The organism is Aurantimicrobium minutum, from assembly GCF_029892845.1.
Lineage (GTDB): Bacteria > Actinomycetota > Actinomycetes > Actinomycetales > Microbacteriaceae > Aurantimicrobium > Aurantimicrobium minutum_B.
The window spans coordinates 94,162-110,625 of sequence record NZ_JARXVT010000005.1 but is presented as its reverse complement, the minus strand read 5'-3'; the positions used below and the strand labels follow the sequence as shown (position 1 = coordinate 110,625).

Genomic DNA, 16,464 nt, shown 5'->3' with positions numbered 1-16,464 from the left:
GTAACTGTGTGAGTCTACCGAATTCTCCCTCCCCTGTTCGGGGAATAGGAACCTTCGTTGACTAGGGCGACTAGTTCGCAGGAGTAATTGGAGTGATGACCACGATGAGGTCACCAGCTTCAACCTGCTGAGACTTCTGGAAAGACACTCGCTCCACACGACCTGTGATGGTTGCAGTGATCGCCGCTTCCATCTTCATAGCTTCGATGGATGCGACAGGGTCTCCTGCAGCTACGGTCTGTCCAGCTTCAACCTTGACCGTGACAACACCAGCGAATGGCGCTGCGACGTGTCCGGCTTCAGTGAGATCTGCCTTCTCTGCACTCTTGGTGCTGATTTCGACAGAGCGGTCACGAACAAAGACAGGACGGAGCTGACCATTGAGTGTCGTCATGACCGTGCGCATACCCTTGGGGTCTACTCCACCAATGGCTTCGAGCCCTACATAGAGACGAACACCACGGCCGAGATCAACAACGTGCTCGCTGCCAGATTCCAAACCGTAGAGGTAGTCCACTGTGTCGAGAACAGAAACATCACCATAAGTCTCACGAACCTGTTCGAATGCCTTGGTGGGAACGGGGAAGAGCAAACGGTTCAGGGTTGACCGACGTGAAGCCGATCCACCAGCCAAGCCAGCGTGGTCTTCTTCTGTGAGCGGAGCAACCTGAATGTTGATGGTCTTACCCTCAAGAACCTTGGTGCGGAAAGGCTCAGGCCATCCACCCGGGATGTCTCCCAGTTCGCCAGCCATAAAGCCAATGACCGAGTCAGGAATGTCGTACTTCTGAGGGTTAGCCTCGAAGTCTGCAGGGTCTGCCTTGACCGCTGCCAAATGCAACGCGAGGTCGCCCACAACCTTGGAAGAGGGAGTCACCTTGGGTACGCGGCCCAGGATCTTGTTCGCAGCGGCATACATGTCTTCGACAAGTTCGAAATCATCGGCGAGGCCCAGCGCAATAGCCTGCTGGCGCAGGTTGGAGAGCTGGCCACCGGGGATTTCGTGGTGGTACACACGGCCAGTTGGTGCAGGTAGACCTGACTCAAATGGCTTGTAAATGTTGCGAACAGCTTCCCAGTAGGGCTCGAGGTCACACACGTTGTCCAGGTTCAAACCGGTGTCGCGCTCAGTGTTGGCCAATGCTGCAACAAGAGCAGAGGCACTGGGCTGGCTCGTGGTTCCGGACATGGGCGCAGATGCAACGTCAACAGCGTCAGCGCCGGCAGCAGCAGCAGCGAGCAGTGTTGCAAGCTGACCACCTGCAGTGTCGTGAGTGTGAACGTGGACGGGAAGGTCAAAACGCTCACGGAAAGCAGCAACAAGCTTGGCCGCGGCAGCAGGGCGGAGCAATCCAGCCATGTCCTTGATCGCAAGAATGTGTGCTCCTGCAGCCACAATCTCGTCGGCAAGTCCAAGGTAGTAATCCAAGGTGTACTTGTCTTCTGCTGGATCCAGCAAGTTGCCGGTGTAGCAGACAGCTACTTCCGCAACGGTTGTGCCAGTTTCCAGTACAGCTTCGATAGCAGGGCGCATCTGGTTGACATCATTCAGCGCATCAAAGATGCGGAAGATGTCAACGCCAGTAGCAGCAGCTTCCTGAATGAAAGCCTTGGTGACTTCTTCTGGATACGGGGTGTATCCCACTGTGTTGCGTCCACGAAGAAGCATCTGGATAGCGACGTTGGGAAGTGCTTCACGCAACTTTGCGAGACGATCCCAAGGATCTTCACCGAGGAAACGAAGAGCAACGTCATAGGTTGCACCACCCCATGCTTCAACCGAGAGAAGCTGAGGAGTCATACGCGCAACATAGGGAGCAACGTTGACGAGGTCTTTAGTGCGAACACGCGTGGCCAGAAGGGACTGGTGCGCATCGCGGAAGGTTGTTTCCGTGACAGCAACAGCTTTCTGCTGGCGCAATGCCTGAGCAAATCCCTTGGGACCCAATTCGAGAAGTGCCTGGCGGCTACCAGAAGGAGCAGGAATACTCAGGTCAATACGTGGCAGCTTTGCCATTGGGTCAGCACCAGCAGGTCGTGGACCATTGGGCTTGTTGACCGTGACATCAGTAACCCAGTTGAGGATCTTGGTTCCACGGTCCTTGGACTCACGACCGGTGAGCAGGTGAGGACGCTCATCGATAAAGCTAGTGGAGAGGTCTCCGGCCTTGAATTGCTCGTCATCGAGGACACCCTGTAGGAACGGAATGTTGGTAGAGACACCACGAATACGGAATTCCGCCAAAGCACGACGTGAGCGGTCAACCGCAGCAGTGTATGTACGGCCACGACAGGTGAGCTTCACCAGCATGGAGTCGAAGTGGGGACTGATTTGCGAGCCTGGGCTGACGGTTCCACCATCAAGACGGATACCTGCTCCACCGGGTGAGCGGTAGGTGGTGATTTTGCCCGTGTCGGGGCGGAATCCTTGCGAAGGGTCTTCGGTGGTGATGCGGCACTGAAGAGCAAAACCACGTACGTGAATGCTTTCCTGGTGCAGACCGAGGTCGTCGAGGGACTCCCCTGCAGCAATGCGCATCTGTGACTGCACGAGGTCAACGTCGGTGACCTCTTCAGTCACGGTGTGCTCAACCTGGATGCGAGGGTTCATCTCAATGAAAACATGCTGACCCGCCCGCTCGCCTGCAGTGTCAACGAGGAACTCTACGGTTCCTGCGTTCTGGTAGCCAATAGAACGGGCGAATGCGATGGCATCGCGGTGCAGATCTGCTCGCAGTTCGTCCGAAATGTTCGGAGCAGGAGCAATCTCCACTACCTTCTGGTGGCGACGCTGCACTGAGCAGTCGCGCTCAAAAAGGTGAATAGTTTCGCCCTGGCTATCAGCCAAAATCTGAACTTCAATGTGGCGAGGACGAAGAACAGCCTGCTCGAGGAACATGCGTCCATCGCCGAAAGCGCTTTCTGCTTCGCGCATTGCAGCTTCAAGTGCGGGGCGAAGTTCGTCCATGGTTTCCACGCGACGCATGCCACGTCCACCACCACCGGCTACGGCCTTGGCGAAGATGGGGAATCCAATATCAGCTGCTTCCGAAAGCAAGTGATCAATATCAGTGGTTGCCTGAGTGGACTTCAAAACGGGAACACCGGCCGCAATGGCGTGATCCTTAGCCGTGACCTTATTTCCCGCCATTTCCAATACGCGGGCAGGAGGTCCGATGAAGGTAATGCCGTTATCTGCTGCTGCCTGTGCTAGTTCAGGGTTTTCAGACAGAAATCCATAACCTGGGTAGATCGCGTCTGCGCCGGATAGTTTGGCCACACGAATGATCTCGGAAACATCCAAATATGCTCGAACAGGATGACCTGGTTCACCGATCTGGTAAGCCTCATCCGCCTTCTGGCGGTGCAGAGAACTGCGGTCTTCCTCAGGGAAAACAGCAACTGTCTTGGCTCCGAGCTCTACAGCCGCACGAAAGGCGCGGATGGCGATTTCGCCACGGTTTGCAACCAGGATTTTCTTGAACATATGACCCCTTCGAATGCCGCCAGCATCGGTTCGTAGTTAGGTACTCCCAGCCTACAGAAGGTATCGTGGTGCTAATGCACGTCGTCAGTATTAGCTCCCTGAAGGGTGGCGTTGGTAAAACAACGGTCACCCTCGGTTTGGCATCCGCTGCGTTCGCCGCCAATTTGCGCACTCTCGTGGTCGATTTTGACCCCCAGTCCGACGTTTCTACTGGTCTCGGCGTTGATACCCGCGATCATCTCAACGTTGCTGATGTATTGGCTAACCCCAAGCTCAAGACCGTTCGTCAGGCAATTGCTCCTGCGGGCTGGTCTGCTCCTGGACATGCACCCATTGATGTCATGATCGGAAGCCCTTCAGCAGTCAACTTTGATGGCCCTCACCCCACAGCACGTGAAGTGTGGCGCCTAGAAGAGGCTCTAGCGACTGTAGAGGACGAATACGACCTCGTCCTTATCGACTGTGCTCCAAGCCTTAATGCGCTCACCAGGACCGCGTGGGCGGCTTCTGACCGTGTAGTAGTCGTGACCGAACCAGGTTTGTTCTCCGTTGCAGCAGCGGACCGCGCATTGCGCGCCATTGAAGAAGTCCGTCGAGGACTCAGCCCCCGTCTGCAGCCACTCGGTTTGATCATCAACCGTGTCCGCGCACAGTCCCTAGAACACCAGTTCCGCATTCAGGAACTTCGCGACATGTTTGGGCCTCTTGTTCTTCAGCCACAGTTGCCCGAGCGCACTTCGCTTCAACAGGCACAGGGCGCAGCACGTCCCGTACACGCTTGGCCAGGCGAAGCAGCTGCAGATATGGCACGCAACTTTGATCAGTTGCTCAACCGCATCTCTCGCGCTGGAAAAATCGGCGAATACGCCCCCAAGTCATAGCCGACATTCGTTGACAACAAGAAAGCCCCCGCTCATTGAACTGAACCCCAAAAGTGGGACTCGTAATTAAGAGTCTCTACTTTGAAGGGATTAGTTCATGGACCGCAAGGTTATTCATTCACTCGAAACCCGCATCGAAGCTGCCAAGCTTTTCGATGCGGGTTTTGGTTATAAAGCTGTTGCGTCGCATTTGGGTTTGAATCTGGATTCGGTTCGGCATTGGCAGGATCGATATTTGCAGGGTCGACTTTTAGACTCGACAGTTATGGGAAAGAAGTTCTATCCGGCAGCGGTGAAGGTTGCTGCGGTTGAGAAGTTTCTCGCTGGTGCTTCAAAAACTGAGGTTGTTGCCGAGTTTGAGATTTCTAATCGAGGCATGTTAACCAAATGGATCTCGGCTTATCGTGAAGGCGGTCCTGAGATTTTTTCGGCGAAAGCTATAGGGCGACCGCGGAAAGACTCTCGTCCGGAAACGCTTGAGCAGAGGCTTGCGTTTTTGGAGATGGAGAACGAGATTCTAAAAAAATGGGTGGCTCTAGCCCAGGAGGAAGATCGACGTCTGTCCGGTCTGTGATCGTTTCTGAGCTGGAGCACAAATTCCCCACGCGAGCTGTTTTGAAGGCGGTGGGGCTTTCTGCTTCCACCTACTATCGCCACCGTTCACACACGCCACAGGATCGTTATGAGCAGCTTCGACCGCTGCTTCATGACGTGTTTGATAATTCCTACAAATCGTATGGATATCGGCGCATTCGCGCCGTTCTTGCGGCTAAGCATGGCATCCAGTTGAGTGGGAAGACGGTGTTGAAGCTGATGCGGCAAGAGGGCCGCACATGCCAAGTTCGAAGACGCAAGAAATACAAGTCCTACCGGGGCGAGGTCGGCAAGGCGGCACCGAACGTGTTGGCGAGAAACTTTGATGCAGGTCAGCCTGCAAAGAAGTGGGTCACGGACGTTACAGAGTTTTATGTTCTTGGCCAGAAGCAATATCTCTCACCGGTGATCGATTTATTCAACCGGGAAGTGATCTCTTATGAACTGGCTCCCTCGCCAGTGATGGGTCTGGTCACGGGAATGTTGGAGAAGGCTTTTGCTCAGTTGAAGCCTGGCACTGGGTTGGTAATGCATTCAGATCAGGGATGGCATTACCAACACATCAGATATCAACAAGCGTTGAAACAACGCGGCATTACTCAATCAATGTCACGCAAAGGTAACTGCCTCGACAATGCCGTTGCAGAAAACTTCTTCGGACACTTCAAAGAAGAATTCCTACGTCAACACACATTCACAAACATGACCCAGTTCAAGGCAGAACTAGAGAAATACATTCACTGGTTCAACCACGAAAGGGTCCAGTTAAAGCTCAATGGCCTGAGTCCGGTTGACTACCGAACTCAGACCATTAGAGACTTGAAGCCGACTCCTCATTAACTGTCCCAATAAAGGGGTTCAGTTCATCATGCGGGGGCTTTCTTCGTTAAGTCTGTAGTGGTCTACTAACCAACCTTGCGCGCACGACGAGCTGCAAGCTCATCTGCTGCATCAGTTGCAGCTGAGGTGATCTCAACCAAGCTGGTCTCAACTTCGCGCAAGACTTTGCCAATAGCAATACCAAATACACCCTGTCCGCGGCTGACGAGGTCAATAACTTCGTCATTCGTGGTGCAGAGGTAGATGCTCGCGCCATCGCTCATGAGAGTGGTCTGAGCCAAGTCATAAATACCAGCGGAACGGAGCTGATCAACAGCTGCACGAATCTGCTGGAGAGAAATACCGGTGTCGAGAAGACGCTTGACCAACTTGAGAACCAAGATGTCACGGAAACCATAGAGACGCTGTGATCCCGATCCTGATGCGTCACGCACGGTGGGAACAACAAGTTCGGTGCGCGCCCAGTAGTCGAGCTGGCGGTAGGTGATGCCCGCTGCCTTAGCTGCTTCAGCACCGCGGTAACCGGCATTCTCGTCACGTTCAGGCATACCGTCGCTGAACAGGACATCAAGCTCGTAGCGAGCGTCGTCGCTGCGGTTCAGTTCGTTCATTTCCGGCCCTTACTAAATGCAACAACCTTAAAGTTCAAGTTGTTGTTGAAAGTTTGTATCCCCAAACTTACAGACAGTTGTTAATCGTGTCTGGGATTTAAAGCATCACACGCCCTTGGGCGTGTCGCAATCCTAAAATTATCGGGATTGCTGGGTAATTACTTGACGCAACATCTGAGAACGAACGATCTCAATGTGGCGGGAAATCTCGTGTGCTCGTTCGATAGAACGTGCCTGGCTTGCCGCATCCTGACGGTGGCTGACAGGAACCAATGCGCGCTCGATCAGTGAGTACTCTCGCTCAGCAGCAGCACGCATAGTTCTCAGGTGTCGAGGCTCAATGCCAGAACGCTGGAGTTCTACCAAAGCAGTGAAAACAACGATGTGCTCTTCACTATAAGAATCAGCTGGTTCAAGCATGCCTGCAGAAACCGCGTCCTGGAGCAAGTTCATGCTTGCACCACAGGCGCGAACAAATTCTTCACGGGTGTAACGAGTAGGTGTTGACAGCAAAGAATCTGCAGACAAACTCTGAGCGTTTGGAAGCGCAGGTGTGTTACCTGCATCAATCTCATCCAAGTGAGTGCGAATAACCTTCAAGGGAAGGTAGTGATCGCGCTGCATAGTGAGGATCAGACGAAGACGATCAACATGCTCAACCGAGAATTTACGGTACCCAGAAGGGGTGCGCTCGGGAGTGATGAGACCTTGCTCTTCGAGGAAGCGAAGCTTCGACGGGGTGAGGTCTGGGAAATCTGGAGATACCTTGGCCAGAACTTGACCGATGCTGAGCAGGCCGCGGGTAGCGGGTGCTTTACGTGCTGCTGTTGCCATTACGCCGAAACACCTCGAGCCAGGTCTACACGTGAAGCAAAGAAGGTGAGGTGGAACTTTCCAACCTGCACTTCATCACCATCTGTCAAAGCATGGCGTTCCACGCGTTCTCCTTCGTAATAGGTTCCATTCAGCGATGCGAGGTCGCGAACTTCAAACTGTGCTCCGTTGCGACGGAACTCGGCGTGACGACGAGACACTGTCACGTCATCTAAGAAAATGTCAGAGTCGGGGTGGCGACCACAGGTGGTCACATCAACATCAAGCAGGAAGCGAGCTCCCTGGCTTGGGCCACGGCGAACAATGAGCAGTGCACTTCCACTGAGAAGAGAAGCAATGGCTTCCTGCTCTTCCGGAGTGACATCAACAGCTTCTAAAGCTTTGACCTGATCAATAAAGGATTGCGAGAAAGTGGCAGTTTGATCTGGACCGGGGGTCGAAGAGGGGACGTTGGTGGCGTCATCGCCATTGAGTGAATCGTTCACTTTTCCCCTTTCGTACTTGTCAACATTAGTGGACTTTTTCCTCAGACCAAACACGAGAATTTTTAACACCATTAGATGGAAAATGAGGCCGGTTAAGTTGACATTAAGTAGAAAGCACCAGTCGGAAAACCACGCAACAGCGCCATGAGCTAGACTAAAGACATCTTGTGAACGACATGTTTCGTTCCCTGCGTCGATAGAACGCTTCCCTCACCTCAATCGGTTGACATTTTTCTTCGGCGAACGGATGCATCATCAGATGCCTTCGCCATGTATCCCGGTTTCGATGTTGAGCTGCAGTTCCATACGGAACCTCACTATTCATTGATATTGGCTGTTGCCATGCATGCCGGGAAATTACTCAAAGGTAATAATCCACATGTCTGAAAAGACTTTCTCCATCCTGGGCGTTCCCGCTCCACTCGTTGCAGCATTAACTGCAGCAGGTATTGATTCCCCATTCCCCATACAGGTCGATACCCTTCCTGACACTCTTTCTGGACGTGACGTTCTTGGTCGCGGAAAGACAGGCTCTGGTAAGACTCTGGCTTTTAGTATCCCTATGGTTGCTCGTCTGGGTGGCGCCCTTGCTGGTGGTCGTCGTCGCCCCGGTCGCCCCTTGGGACTCGTTCTGGCACCCACCCGTGAACTGGCAACCCAGATCACCAACACCATGGTTCCTCTGGCAGATGCTTACGACTTGCGTGTGACCACCATCTTCGGTGGTATTTCACAAGCCCGTCAGGTCGCTGCCCTCAAGGCTGGCGTTGACATCGTGGTGGCAACACCCGGTCGTCTGGAAGACCTCATGAAGCAGGGCTTCTTGCACCTTGATGCCATCGAGATCACCGTACTCGACGAGGCTGACCACATGGCAGACCTCGGCTTCCTGCCTATTGTTACCAAGATCTTGAAGGCAACCCCCACTGGCGGACAGCGCCTGCTGTTCTCAGCAACGCTGGATAACGGTGTGGACAAACTGGTTAACCAGTTCCTCCACAACGAAGTTCTCCACTCGGTAGACGAGGCTAACTCCCCCGTTGCCCAGATGACCCACCACGTGTTTGAAACAAGCGGCAATGATGCCAAGAAGGACCTTGTCTACAAGCTTGCTTCAGGTACCGGCCGCCGCATCTTGTTCATGCGCACCAAGCACCATGCCAAGAAGCTGGCCAAGGCTCTAACCGACGCAGGTATTCCTGCAGTCGATCTTCACGGAAACCTGTCTCAGCCCCAGCGTGACCGCAACCTCGCTGCATTCGGTGAGGGTAACGTCAAGGTTCTCGTCGCCACAGACGTTGCAGCTCGTGGAGTTCACGTAGATAATGTCGAACTCGTCATTCACGTCGACCCACCCATGGAACACAAGGCATACCTGCACCGCTCTGGCCGCACGGCTCGTGCTGGTGCTGAGGGTGACGTTGTCACCATTTGTCTGCCAACCCAACAGAAGGATCTCGCATCGCTTCTGAAGAAGGCAGACATCCAGGTTGTTCCCCAGAAGGTCACCGCGAACTCTCCAGAAGTCCTTGAGCTCACTGGTGAAATTGCTGAATACGTCAAGCCACAACCGCGTGATGCAAAGCCTCAGGGTGGTGGCGGAAACTCCAACGGAAAGAACGCCCAGCGCAAGCGTGCATTACGCGAAGCTGCCGGAACCGTTAATGGTCGCCCGCTGCGCGTAGGCCGTGATGGCCAGCCCGCTCGTGACCGTTCGGGACGCCCTCCAGCAAACGAAAACGGCACTCGCCGTACCGGGGCAAACAAGCCCAGCACAAACGGCGGAGCTCGCTCCTATGGCTCAGCCGCAGGTGGCGGACAGCGTGCAGCTGCTTCCGCAGGGTCACGCCCGACCGGTGCTGGTCAGCGCCAACGCAGTGCACGTCCGCAAGGACGCTAAACACTTTCCACAAAAAGCTTCGCACTCACCACTGAGTGCGAAGCTTTTCTTGTTGAACCACAGCATCTATATCGCTGAGCTTACGCATCCCCGCAAGGGGCTGAGCCATGCGGTGGTTTGTTCGGATTTTAGGCTCTACCCGATGAAGGAACGCCCAATACCCTGCAGTAAATGGGCAGGCATTCTCCCCTAACCGAATCTTGGGATTGAAAGGACACCCCTGACAAAAGTCGGTCATGGTGTTGATGTAAGCACCGCCAGATGAATAGGGCTTGGTTGCCACCAAGCCTCCATCTGCGTGCTGACTCATGCCGATCACATTGGCGGGCATCACCCACGGTGTCCCATCAACAAAGGCATCAATAAACCAGTTGTTGAGTTGCTGTGGGTTATACCCACGCTGCAGTGACCAGTTGCCCAACATCATCAGGCGCTGAATGTGGTGGGCATAGCCGCTGTCGCCTACTGCTGTCAGCACATGTTTCATGCAAGAAGCATCTATACCTTCACCGTCCAGGTCCCAGAACTGTTCTGGCAGATCAACATTCGCATCGAGGAAGTTATTTGTGTCGGCATAGTCCTCACCAAGGTGCCAATACAGATGCCACACCCAATCACGCCAACCGGCAATCTGTCGAACTACCGCTTCCACGCTCCCCAGGGGCGCTTCTCCGCGATCATAGGCAGCAACACACGCATCTATGACTTCTTGTGGATGAAGAAGACCTAAGTTCATGGGAACACTCAGCATGGAATGCGCCATCACGTCATCTCCTTGCAGACTTGCATCTTCGAAGGGGCCGAAGTCCATCAGGCGCGTCTCAACAAATTCTGCCAACGCCGTTAGCGCTTCATCCCGTGTTGCAGCAAAGCGCCGAGGACCATCACGGCCAAGAAGCCTGATTTCGCCAGCTTCGCTCCACGCCAGCAAATCAGCACGAACCTGAGCGTCAATCTCATCCTCAACAGGGGCCCACTGTGCTGGTAAACCGAGGTTCATTGCACCTTTGGGAGGTGGTTGTCTGTTGTCGTGGTCGTAGTTGTATTGTCCACCTGCAGGCTGCGGACCCTCCATCAGGATTCCGGTGGAGTCCCGCCAATGGCGATAGTAATTCTCGAGCTTCAGACTTCCCAGCTTCTTGCCGTGTGCCCATTGTGCAAAGAATTCTTCGCTACTGACAAACCCTCTACTAGGAACTGTGGGAATACCCAGTTCGGCAACGAGTGCCCGCGAACCCCAGCTGGTGGGGTTCACCATGTCAATCGGCTCACCTTGAGACAGGAGAGGCTTCAACACATCACGGTAGTGATCAGCGCGGACGTAGCGAACTCGAGAACCGAGCTCTGCTTGTCGATGACGTAGCGCGCTCAGAATGAGATGTGCTTTAGCCCAGTGATAGGGGCGTCTGGCTAGAACTCCTTTGGCTTCGATGAGAAGAATCTCTCCCCCGTCATCAAAGTGCGGACCAAGCTGATCCGCCATCAGCCACCTCATCGGCTTCGGGACTCTGTCGTGAGGACAAGGAGCCCTAAAAGAACGACGACTAGACCAAGCCAACCAATGGGTGCAATGACTTCACCTACCACCACAACTGCCATCACGACTGCGACGACTGGTTCAAAGAGTGTGTAAACCGCAGCACGTGAAGCGGGCATCGCTCCCAAGCCAACTGCAAGAAGTAAGTGACCGACCGCTGTCGGAAACAGAACGAGATATGCCATCACAGGAATAGCAAGAGGTTGATTCTGGAATTGACCAGGATCTGCAACAAAAAGCGCAATCAAAATAACGAGCAAAGGCGCTGCTGAAACCAACTGAATCGTTGAGATGACGGGACGGTGCCCCATTCCCTGCGGTCTATCAGCATGAGGCTTCATGAGCTTGTTGGCCATGTAGGTATAGAGGGCGTAGGCAAAGCCTGCAACGAGTGCCAGCACAATCCCCAGAGTCACCATCGAAGAATCGCGAACTACTCCCCCACCGTCTTCGCCAAAGTTTCGGCCAGAAACGAGCATTGCTCCACCAGCAACAGTGATGGCAGTGGCAATAAGCCAGCGAGCACTGGGGCGTTGCTTATCCACGCCCCACTCAATCAACCCCGCAAAAAGCGGTGCAGACCCGAGTGCGATGACGTTACCCAGAGCAACACCAGCCCAGCTCATTCCGATGTAGAACACTGTGCTGTACACAGCCAAGCCGAGGGCGCCCAGAATGACTAGCGGCACCGCACCGATGTTCTTCCAGACCATCCGCACACCCGGCAAGGCAGTTGCCCCCAAGATAAGCCCACCAATACCCATGGTGCTGGCGCCGATCACGATGGGGTTGATGCCAGGAATGAAACTGGCGGCCATCCCAGTCGTTCCCCAGAAGGTGCAGGCAAGCAGTAAAGCAACAACACCCCCGCCATAGCTGGCGTGGGGTGTTGTTTTCATAGCTCTCAGACTAGCGAGAAGGGAACTTTGGCGGGTGAAGACCTGCTAGTTCCTGAATCACACGAACAACCTGGTGACTGTAGCCATACTCGTTGTCATACCAAACGTAGAGAATGATGTTCTTCCCGTTAGCAATGGTGGCAAGGCCATCCACAATTCCGGCGCGGTTAGAACCGACGAAGTCAGTTGAAACAACTTCAGGTGATTCGATGTAGTCGATCTGGTTACGAAGGTTCGACTTCAATGAAGCATCACGAAGCACCTTGTTGAGGGTGTCGCGATCGACTGCCTTGCCCAGCGTCAAGTTCAAGATCGCCATCGAAACGTCGGGGGTGGGAACACGGATGGCGTTACCGGAGAGCTTGCCCTCGAGTTCAGGTAGAGCCTTGGACACTGCCTTAGCAGCACCAGTTTCGGTGATAACCATGTTCATTGCTGCCGAGCGACCACGGCGGTCACCCTTGTGGAAGTTATCAATGAGGTTCTGGTCATTGGTATACGAGTGAACTGTCTCAACGTGACCGTATTCAACGCCGTATGCATCGTTGATGACCTTGAGCACAGGAGTGATGGCATTGGTGGTGCAGGACGCGGCGGTGATGATCTTGTCATCTGCCGTGATGGTGTCGTGGTTGATGCCATAAACCACGTTCTTCAAGGGGCTCTTGCCTGGCGCGGTCAGAACAACACGGGAGATGCCCTTGGCTTCAAGGTGCTGAGCAAGTCCTGGCTCATCGCGCCAGCGACCAGTGTTGTCCACCAAGATGGCGTCCTTGATGCCATACGCGGTGTAGTCCACGGTGGTGGGGTCAGAGGAGTAAATGACCTGGATGGGCTTGCCATTAGCAATAATCAGATTCTTTTCCTCATCAATGGTGATGGTGCCATTGAAGGGTCCGTGCACAGAGTCACGGCGCAATAGAGAAGCACGCTTGGTGAGGTCTTTGTCATCACCCTTACGAACAACGATTGCCTTGAGGACTGGACCACGACCGTTCTCGGCATTACCCAAGAGAATACGAGCGAGAAGGCGACCAATACGGCCGAAACCATAGAGAACCACGTCTTTGGCGTCATCTGCAGTTGCAGGCTTTCCCTTGCCAGCTACAGGAGCAAGTTCAGTGGCAGCAAAGTCAGCGATGGAATTTCCAGAACCTGCCTGATCAGCAAGGATTCCGGCCACGTTGATGGAAGCGGGACCTGGGTTCAGCGCAACGATGGCCTGAACAAGTTCGAGTGTGCGATTGATGTCGAGTTCTTGACCATCCACGTGACGGGCATAACGGTGGGCCTTCACAATCTGCAGAGGCGACGAGTTGATGAGACGGCGACCGTGAATAGAGGTGACAACACCGTTGTCACGATACAAAGCACCGATCAGCGGGATCAGCTGTTCAGCTACTGCTTGACGGTCGGTCCAGGTGGCGTCATTGTGTGGTGCCATAACCAGAGGTTCTCCCTTGAAACTGTTGAAAAGGCCTCACGCTTATCTCGAGCGTTCGACTGGGGTATTCAGTTTGTACCGGGGACGTCTGCGTCTTCCGGGGAGGGAGTAGTTCAAGCCTAATTGAGACTGCACCAAAGTGCGGGTGTTTACTTCCACCCTTTGGGAGCGTGGCGAACTAGGCAGGACCGTTGGGCAGAAGAGGAACCACTCGATGCCTGAGTTCAATGCCCTGAGCACGATAGCTTCCACCAATAATGAGGACTGCTCCCAGCACACCGAGCCATCCCAATAGTTCAGCACCCAGGAAGACCCCAATGACCACAGCCCAAATAGGCTCTGTTCCCAGCAGCAGGCTCACACGTGCTGCAGAAGTCTTGCGGACAGCCCAGAGCTGAACCAAGAAGGCGAACACGGTGCACGCTGCAGCCAGATAGAACAGATCGAGCCAATCAAGAGCAGTGAACGTTGAATAGCTTGCAATCACTCCGGGAACGTCAGCTGATGTGAACACCACAGCACAGACAACTGTCTGCACAAAAGTCACACTGACCGAGCTGTAGCTATAACCCGTGGTGAGTTGCCCCAGCGCTGTGACGTGAATGCTCCTCACAATTGCAGCACCCAGCATGAGGGCATCGCCCCAGTTGGGGGTTTGGAATCCGTTTCCAGAAACCAATAACAACACACCCACGACAGCAACAGTGGCGGCGATGAAGTAACTTCGTGGCAACCATTTCTTGAGCCACAGGGATTCCAAGATGGGCGTGAACACAATCGTCATACTGATGATGAGGCCGGCATTGGTTGCGCTGGTGAGTTTCACGCCCCAGGTTTCTAAGCTCAGAATTCCAGCTTGGGTGAGCCCAAAGAAGACGCCAATCAGAAATCCACGCCGGTCCAGTCGGCGGTTCTTGGATATCCCCCAGACCCCCAACATGATGACGGATGCAATAAGGAAACGTGCCGAGAGAATGGCAAAGACACTGCCGTGTTCAGTGAGAACTTTGGTTGCTAAGTAGCTACTTCCCCATACTGCGGCAACACCCAGGAGCAGAATGTCTGCTTTGTTGTGGCTGAAGAAGTTCACTTATTCACTCTAGGAGGCTTGGGCGCGTTCGGCTTGCATCCAGACTTCGGGCGTAGGCTCAGCCCAAGAGCCATTGCGGCTCCCTACGAAGGGAAAGACCATGGCTGAGAAAAACATAAAGAAGAGCAGCGGCAAGACAGCACCTGCTAAGTCGCTCAAAGAAAAGCGTGCTGACAAAAAAGACAAAGCCACCGCTAAGGCAAACTACAAAGAGGTTTAGCCTTCTGTGTGACTAGTGCACACTCAAGCCAGACACCAACAAGGTGATGGCCAACACAGCAAATACTCCTGCCACGACAAATTCCATGGCAATGGTGAAACCTGTGGTGGTCATCACCTTTCTCATTGCCGATGCAGCAAAAACCAACGTAGTGAGCCACACGGCAGAAACCACGACAAAGATCAGACATAAGAAAACCAGCTGAAGCGGAACACTTTCTGCCTTACCTAAGAACTGCGGGAAGAACGCAAGGAAAAAGATCAGCACCTTGGGGTTTGTCACGTTTGTGAGAAAACCGAGAACAAAAGGCCCTGCCTTGCCCTTCACTCCAGCAGCCTCAATATCGACCGGCGAATACGTTCCGGCCTTGTTCTGAGAAACCAGCTTGATACCGGCGCGCAGGGATTGCACTGCAAGGAACAGCAGATACAGCGCGCCTACTATCTTGAGCCAAAACAATGCGCCTGGTGCTCGTGCAATAACCAAACCAACCCCTGAGATCAACAAAATCGACAGGGTAGTAATTCCGGCATATATGCCAAGCATGGTGAGGAAACCAGCTTTCACTCCCCCGCGCAAGGTAGAGCGCAACATCAAAAAGGTGTCTGCACCAGGAGAGAGAATGATCACCAATGCCGAGACGAGAAATGCTGGCAGGACAGCGTAATCCAACATGGATTACTCGTCGTTGAGTGCTGCGTTCAAAGCCTCAATGACTATGGCGTGATCATCTTGTTGAGGAATCCCACTGGCAATGACAGCGCCCACGAACACATCGCCGATGAATAGCGGGAACCCGCCACCATGTGCAGCAAAGGACTGATCTAGACCTGTTTCTGCGTGAAATTCTTTTCCTTCAGCGATCAACCGCTGACCAACCAAGAACGAGGATTCTTGGAATTTATAAACTGTCTTGCGCTTGCGCTCAATCCAGTCATCATTTTCTGCAGTGGTTCCAGGGCAGGCATATCTAAAGACGTGTTGATCTCCGAGAAAAACGGAAACTGCAAGTGGCCAGTTCCGCTCTTCTGCACGAGCAGCCAGATCCATACCTAACGCCAGAGCATCTTCGTGACTCAATGAGTCAAAACGAAGTTCTGCGCATTGACGTTCTAACTCAGCAACGTCTGCGAGGAGTTCAGAATCTGACATGTTCTCAACCTAGTGGCTGGAATTACTTTGCGGCAGAACCGATGATGGCGTCGACATCAATTTCGACAAGCATGTCTGGTGCTGCAAGAGCACTTACTTCAACAGCGGTTGCAGCAGGACGGATGTCCCCGAAGAATTCACCATGAACCTTGCCCACAGCATCAAAGTCAGCGATGTTGGTGAGGTAGATGCGAGTGCGAACAACGTCACCGAATGTGGCTCCTGCTTGCTCGAGAGCAAGAGCAATACGCTTGAAAATTTCGCGGGTCTGAGCAGCTGGGTCAGTTCCTCCAATTGCACCTTCAGGTGCACCGGCAGTGGTTCCAGCGATAAAGACAAAGTCCCCTGCTCGTACAGCACGCGAGTAACCAACTACGGGTTCGTAAACAGATCCAGAAGAAATAAGGGTGCGCTCATAAGTCATGGATTAACGATATCTGGCTTGAGGTTAAACAACAGACCGCCCCAATCCGTCTGGGGCGGTCTGTGC

General features: G+C 53.7%; 15 protein-coding genes. 4 read left to right on the top strand and 11 right to left on the bottom strand.

The annotated features are described in order from the left end of the window. Window positions 1-70: 70 nt before the first annotated feature. Complete coding sequence (locus tag M2118_RS07595; RefSeq protein ID WP_280795339.1) at window positions 71-3,487, bottom strand: pyruvate carboxylase; 3,417 nt, start codon at window positions 3,485-3,487, stop codon at window positions 71-73. Window positions 3,488-3,561: 74 nt separating this feature from the next. Here M2118_RS07595 and M2118_RS07590 point away from each other — a divergent pair, with 74 nt between their 5' ends. From M2118_RS07590 to M2118_RS07580, 3 genes are all read left to right on the top strand, one after another. Beyond that, the gene (locus M2118_RS07590) at window positions 3,562-4,368 is read left to right on the top strand and encodes a ParA family protein (protein ID WP_110233518.1); all 807 of its coding nucleotides are present in this window, start codon (window positions 3,562-3,564) and stop codon (window positions 4,366-4,368) included. 97 nt (window positions 4,369-4,465) lie between these two features. Continuing rightward, entirely contained in the window at window positions 4,466-4,942 is a 477-nt protein-coding gene (locus M2118_RS07585; RefSeq protein ID WP_280795338.1) for a helix-turn-helix domain-containing protein, read from the top strand. Further along, window positions 4,939-5,802, top strand: coding sequence for an IS3 family transposase (locus M2118_RS07580; protein WP_280795337.1), 864 nt, complete (start codon window positions 4,939-4,941; stop codon window positions 5,800-5,802). Before M2118_RS07585 ends, M2118_RS07580 begins: the two co-directional genes overlap by 4 nt. A gap of 65 nt (window positions 5,803-5,867) precedes the next feature. Here M2118_RS07580 and M2118_RS07575 read toward each other — a convergent pair whose 3' ends face one another. The 3 genes from M2118_RS07575 to M2118_RS07565 all read right to left on the bottom strand — a co-directional run bounded on the left by M2118_RS07575 (window position 5,868) and on the right by M2118_RS07565 (window position 7,732). Next, a complete protein-coding gene (locus M2118_RS07575) occupies window positions 5,868-6,413 on the bottom strand; it encodes a MerR family transcriptional regulator (protein WP_110233520.1) in 546 nt (181 codons plus the stop codon). 138 nt (window positions 6,414-6,551) lie between these two features. Next, entirely contained in the window at window positions 6,552-7,247 is a 696-nt protein-coding gene (gene ftsR / locus M2118_RS07570) for a transcriptional regulator FtsR (protein WP_280795336.1), read from the bottom strand. Further along, window positions 7,247-7,732, bottom strand: coding sequence for an FHA domain-containing protein (locus M2118_RS07565; RefSeq protein WP_280795334.1), 486 nt, complete (start codon window positions 7,730-7,732; stop codon window positions 7,247-7,249). Before M2118_RS07565 ends, ftsR begins: the two co-directional genes overlap by 1 nt. Window positions 7,733-8,111: 379 nt before the next feature. Here M2118_RS07565 and M2118_RS07560 point away from each other — a divergent pair, with 379 nt between their 5' ends. Further along, window positions 8,112-9,632: a DEAD/DEAH box helicase gene (locus M2118_RS07560; RefSeq protein ID WP_280795333.1), complete on the top strand. Its 1,521-nt coding sequence runs from the start codon at window positions 8,112-8,114 to the stop codon at window positions 9,630-9,632. A 25-nt stretch (window positions 9,633-9,657) separates the two neighbouring features. Here the strand turns inward: M2118_RS07560 and M2118_RS07555 are convergent, their stop codons facing one another. The 7 genes from M2118_RS07555 to M2118_RS07525 all read right to left on the bottom strand — a co-directional run bounded on the left by M2118_RS07555 (window position 9,658) and on the right by M2118_RS07525 (window position 16,398). Next, window positions 9,658-11,115 carry a cryptochrome/photolyase family protein gene (locus tag M2118_RS07555; protein WP_280795332.1) on the bottom strand — a complete coding sequence of 486 codons (1,458 nt, stop codon included), beginning with the start codon at window positions 11,113-11,115 and terminating at the stop codon, window positions 9,658-9,660. 8 nt (window positions 11,116-11,123) lie between these two features. Next, the gene (locus tag M2118_RS07550) at window positions 11,124-12,068 is read right to left on the bottom strand and encodes a DMT family transporter (RefSeq protein WP_280795331.1); all 945 of its coding nucleotides are present in this window, start codon (window positions 12,066-12,068) and stop codon (window positions 11,124-11,126) included. Between the two features lie 10 nt (window positions 12,069-12,078). Continuing rightward, window positions 12,079-13,512 (bottom strand): glyceraldehyde-3-phosphate dehydrogenase, encoded by a 1,434-nt coding sequence (locus tag M2118_RS07545; protein WP_280795330.1) that lies wholly within the window; start codon window positions 13,510-13,512, stop codon window positions 12,079-12,081. A gap of 178 nt (window positions 13,513-13,690) precedes the next feature. Continuing rightward, window positions 13,691-14,602, bottom strand: coding sequence for a DMT family transporter (locus M2118_RS07540; protein ID WP_280795329.1), 912 nt, complete (start codon window positions 14,600-14,602; stop codon window positions 13,691-13,693). A gap of 232 nt (window positions 14,603-14,834) precedes the next feature. Then, complete coding sequence (locus M2118_RS07535) at window positions 14,835-15,497, bottom strand: LysE family translocator (RefSeq protein ID WP_280795328.1); 663 nt, start codon at window positions 15,495-15,497, stop codon at window positions 14,835-14,837. Between the two features lie 3 nt (window positions 15,498-15,500). Then, window positions 15,501-15,974, bottom strand: a complete 474-nt coding sequence (locus M2118_RS07530; RefSeq protein ID WP_280795326.1) for a heme-degrading domain-containing protein — start codon at window positions 15,972-15,974, stop codon at window positions 15,501-15,503. A gap of 22 nt (window positions 15,975-15,996) precedes the next feature. After that, window positions 15,997-16,398, bottom strand: coding sequence for a RidA family protein (locus M2118_RS07525; protein WP_280795325.1), 402 nt, complete (start codon window positions 16,396-16,398; stop codon window positions 15,997-15,999). Window positions 16,399-16,464: the final 66 nt, after the last annotated feature.

Coding starts and splice junctions, on each gene's coding strand:
- M2118_RS07595 (WP_280795339.1), bottom strand. CDS start 3,487: ATGTTCAAGAAAATCCTGGTTGCAAACCGTGGCGAAATCGCCATCCGC.
- M2118_RS07590 (WP_110233518.1), top strand. CDS start 3,562: ATGCACGTCGTCAGTATTAGCTCCCTGAAGGGTGGCGTTGGTAAAACA.
- M2118_RS07585 (WP_280795338.1), top strand. CDS start 4,466: ATGGACCGCAAGGTTATTCATTCACTCGAAACCCGCATCGAAGCTGCC.
- M2118_RS07575 (WP_110233520.1), bottom strand. CDS start 6,413: ATGAACGAACTGAACCGCAGCGACGACGCTCGCTACGAGCTTGATGTC.
- ftsR (WP_280795336.1), bottom strand. CDS start 7,247: ATGGCAACAGCAGCACGTAAAGCACCCGCTACCCGCGGCCTGCTCAGC.
- M2118_RS07560 (WP_280795333.1), top strand. CDS start 8,112: ATGTCTGAAAAGACTTTCTCCATCCTGGGCGTTCCCGCTCCACTCGTT.
- M2118_RS07555 (WP_280795332.1), bottom strand. CDS start 11,115: ATGGCGGATCAGCTTGGTCCGCACTTTGATGACGGGGGAGAGATTCTT.
- M2118_RS07550 (WP_280795331.1), bottom strand. CDS start 12,068: ATGAAAACAACACCCCACGCCAGCTATGGCGGGGGTGTTGTTGCTTTA.
- M2118_RS07545 (WP_280795330.1), bottom strand. CDS start 13,512: ATGGCACCACACAATGACGCCACCTGGACCGACCGTCAAGCAGTAGCT.
- M2118_RS07535 (WP_280795328.1), bottom strand. CDS start 15,497: ATGTTGGATTACGCTGTCCTGCCAGCATTTCTCGTCTCGGCATTGGTG.
- M2118_RS07530 (WP_280795326.1), bottom strand. CDS start 15,974: ATGTCAGATTCTGAACTCCTCGCAGACGTTGCTGAGTTAGAACGTCAA.
- M2118_RS07525 (WP_280795325.1), bottom strand. CDS start 16,398: ATGACTTATGAGCGCACCCTTATTTCTTCTGGATCTGTTTACGAACCC.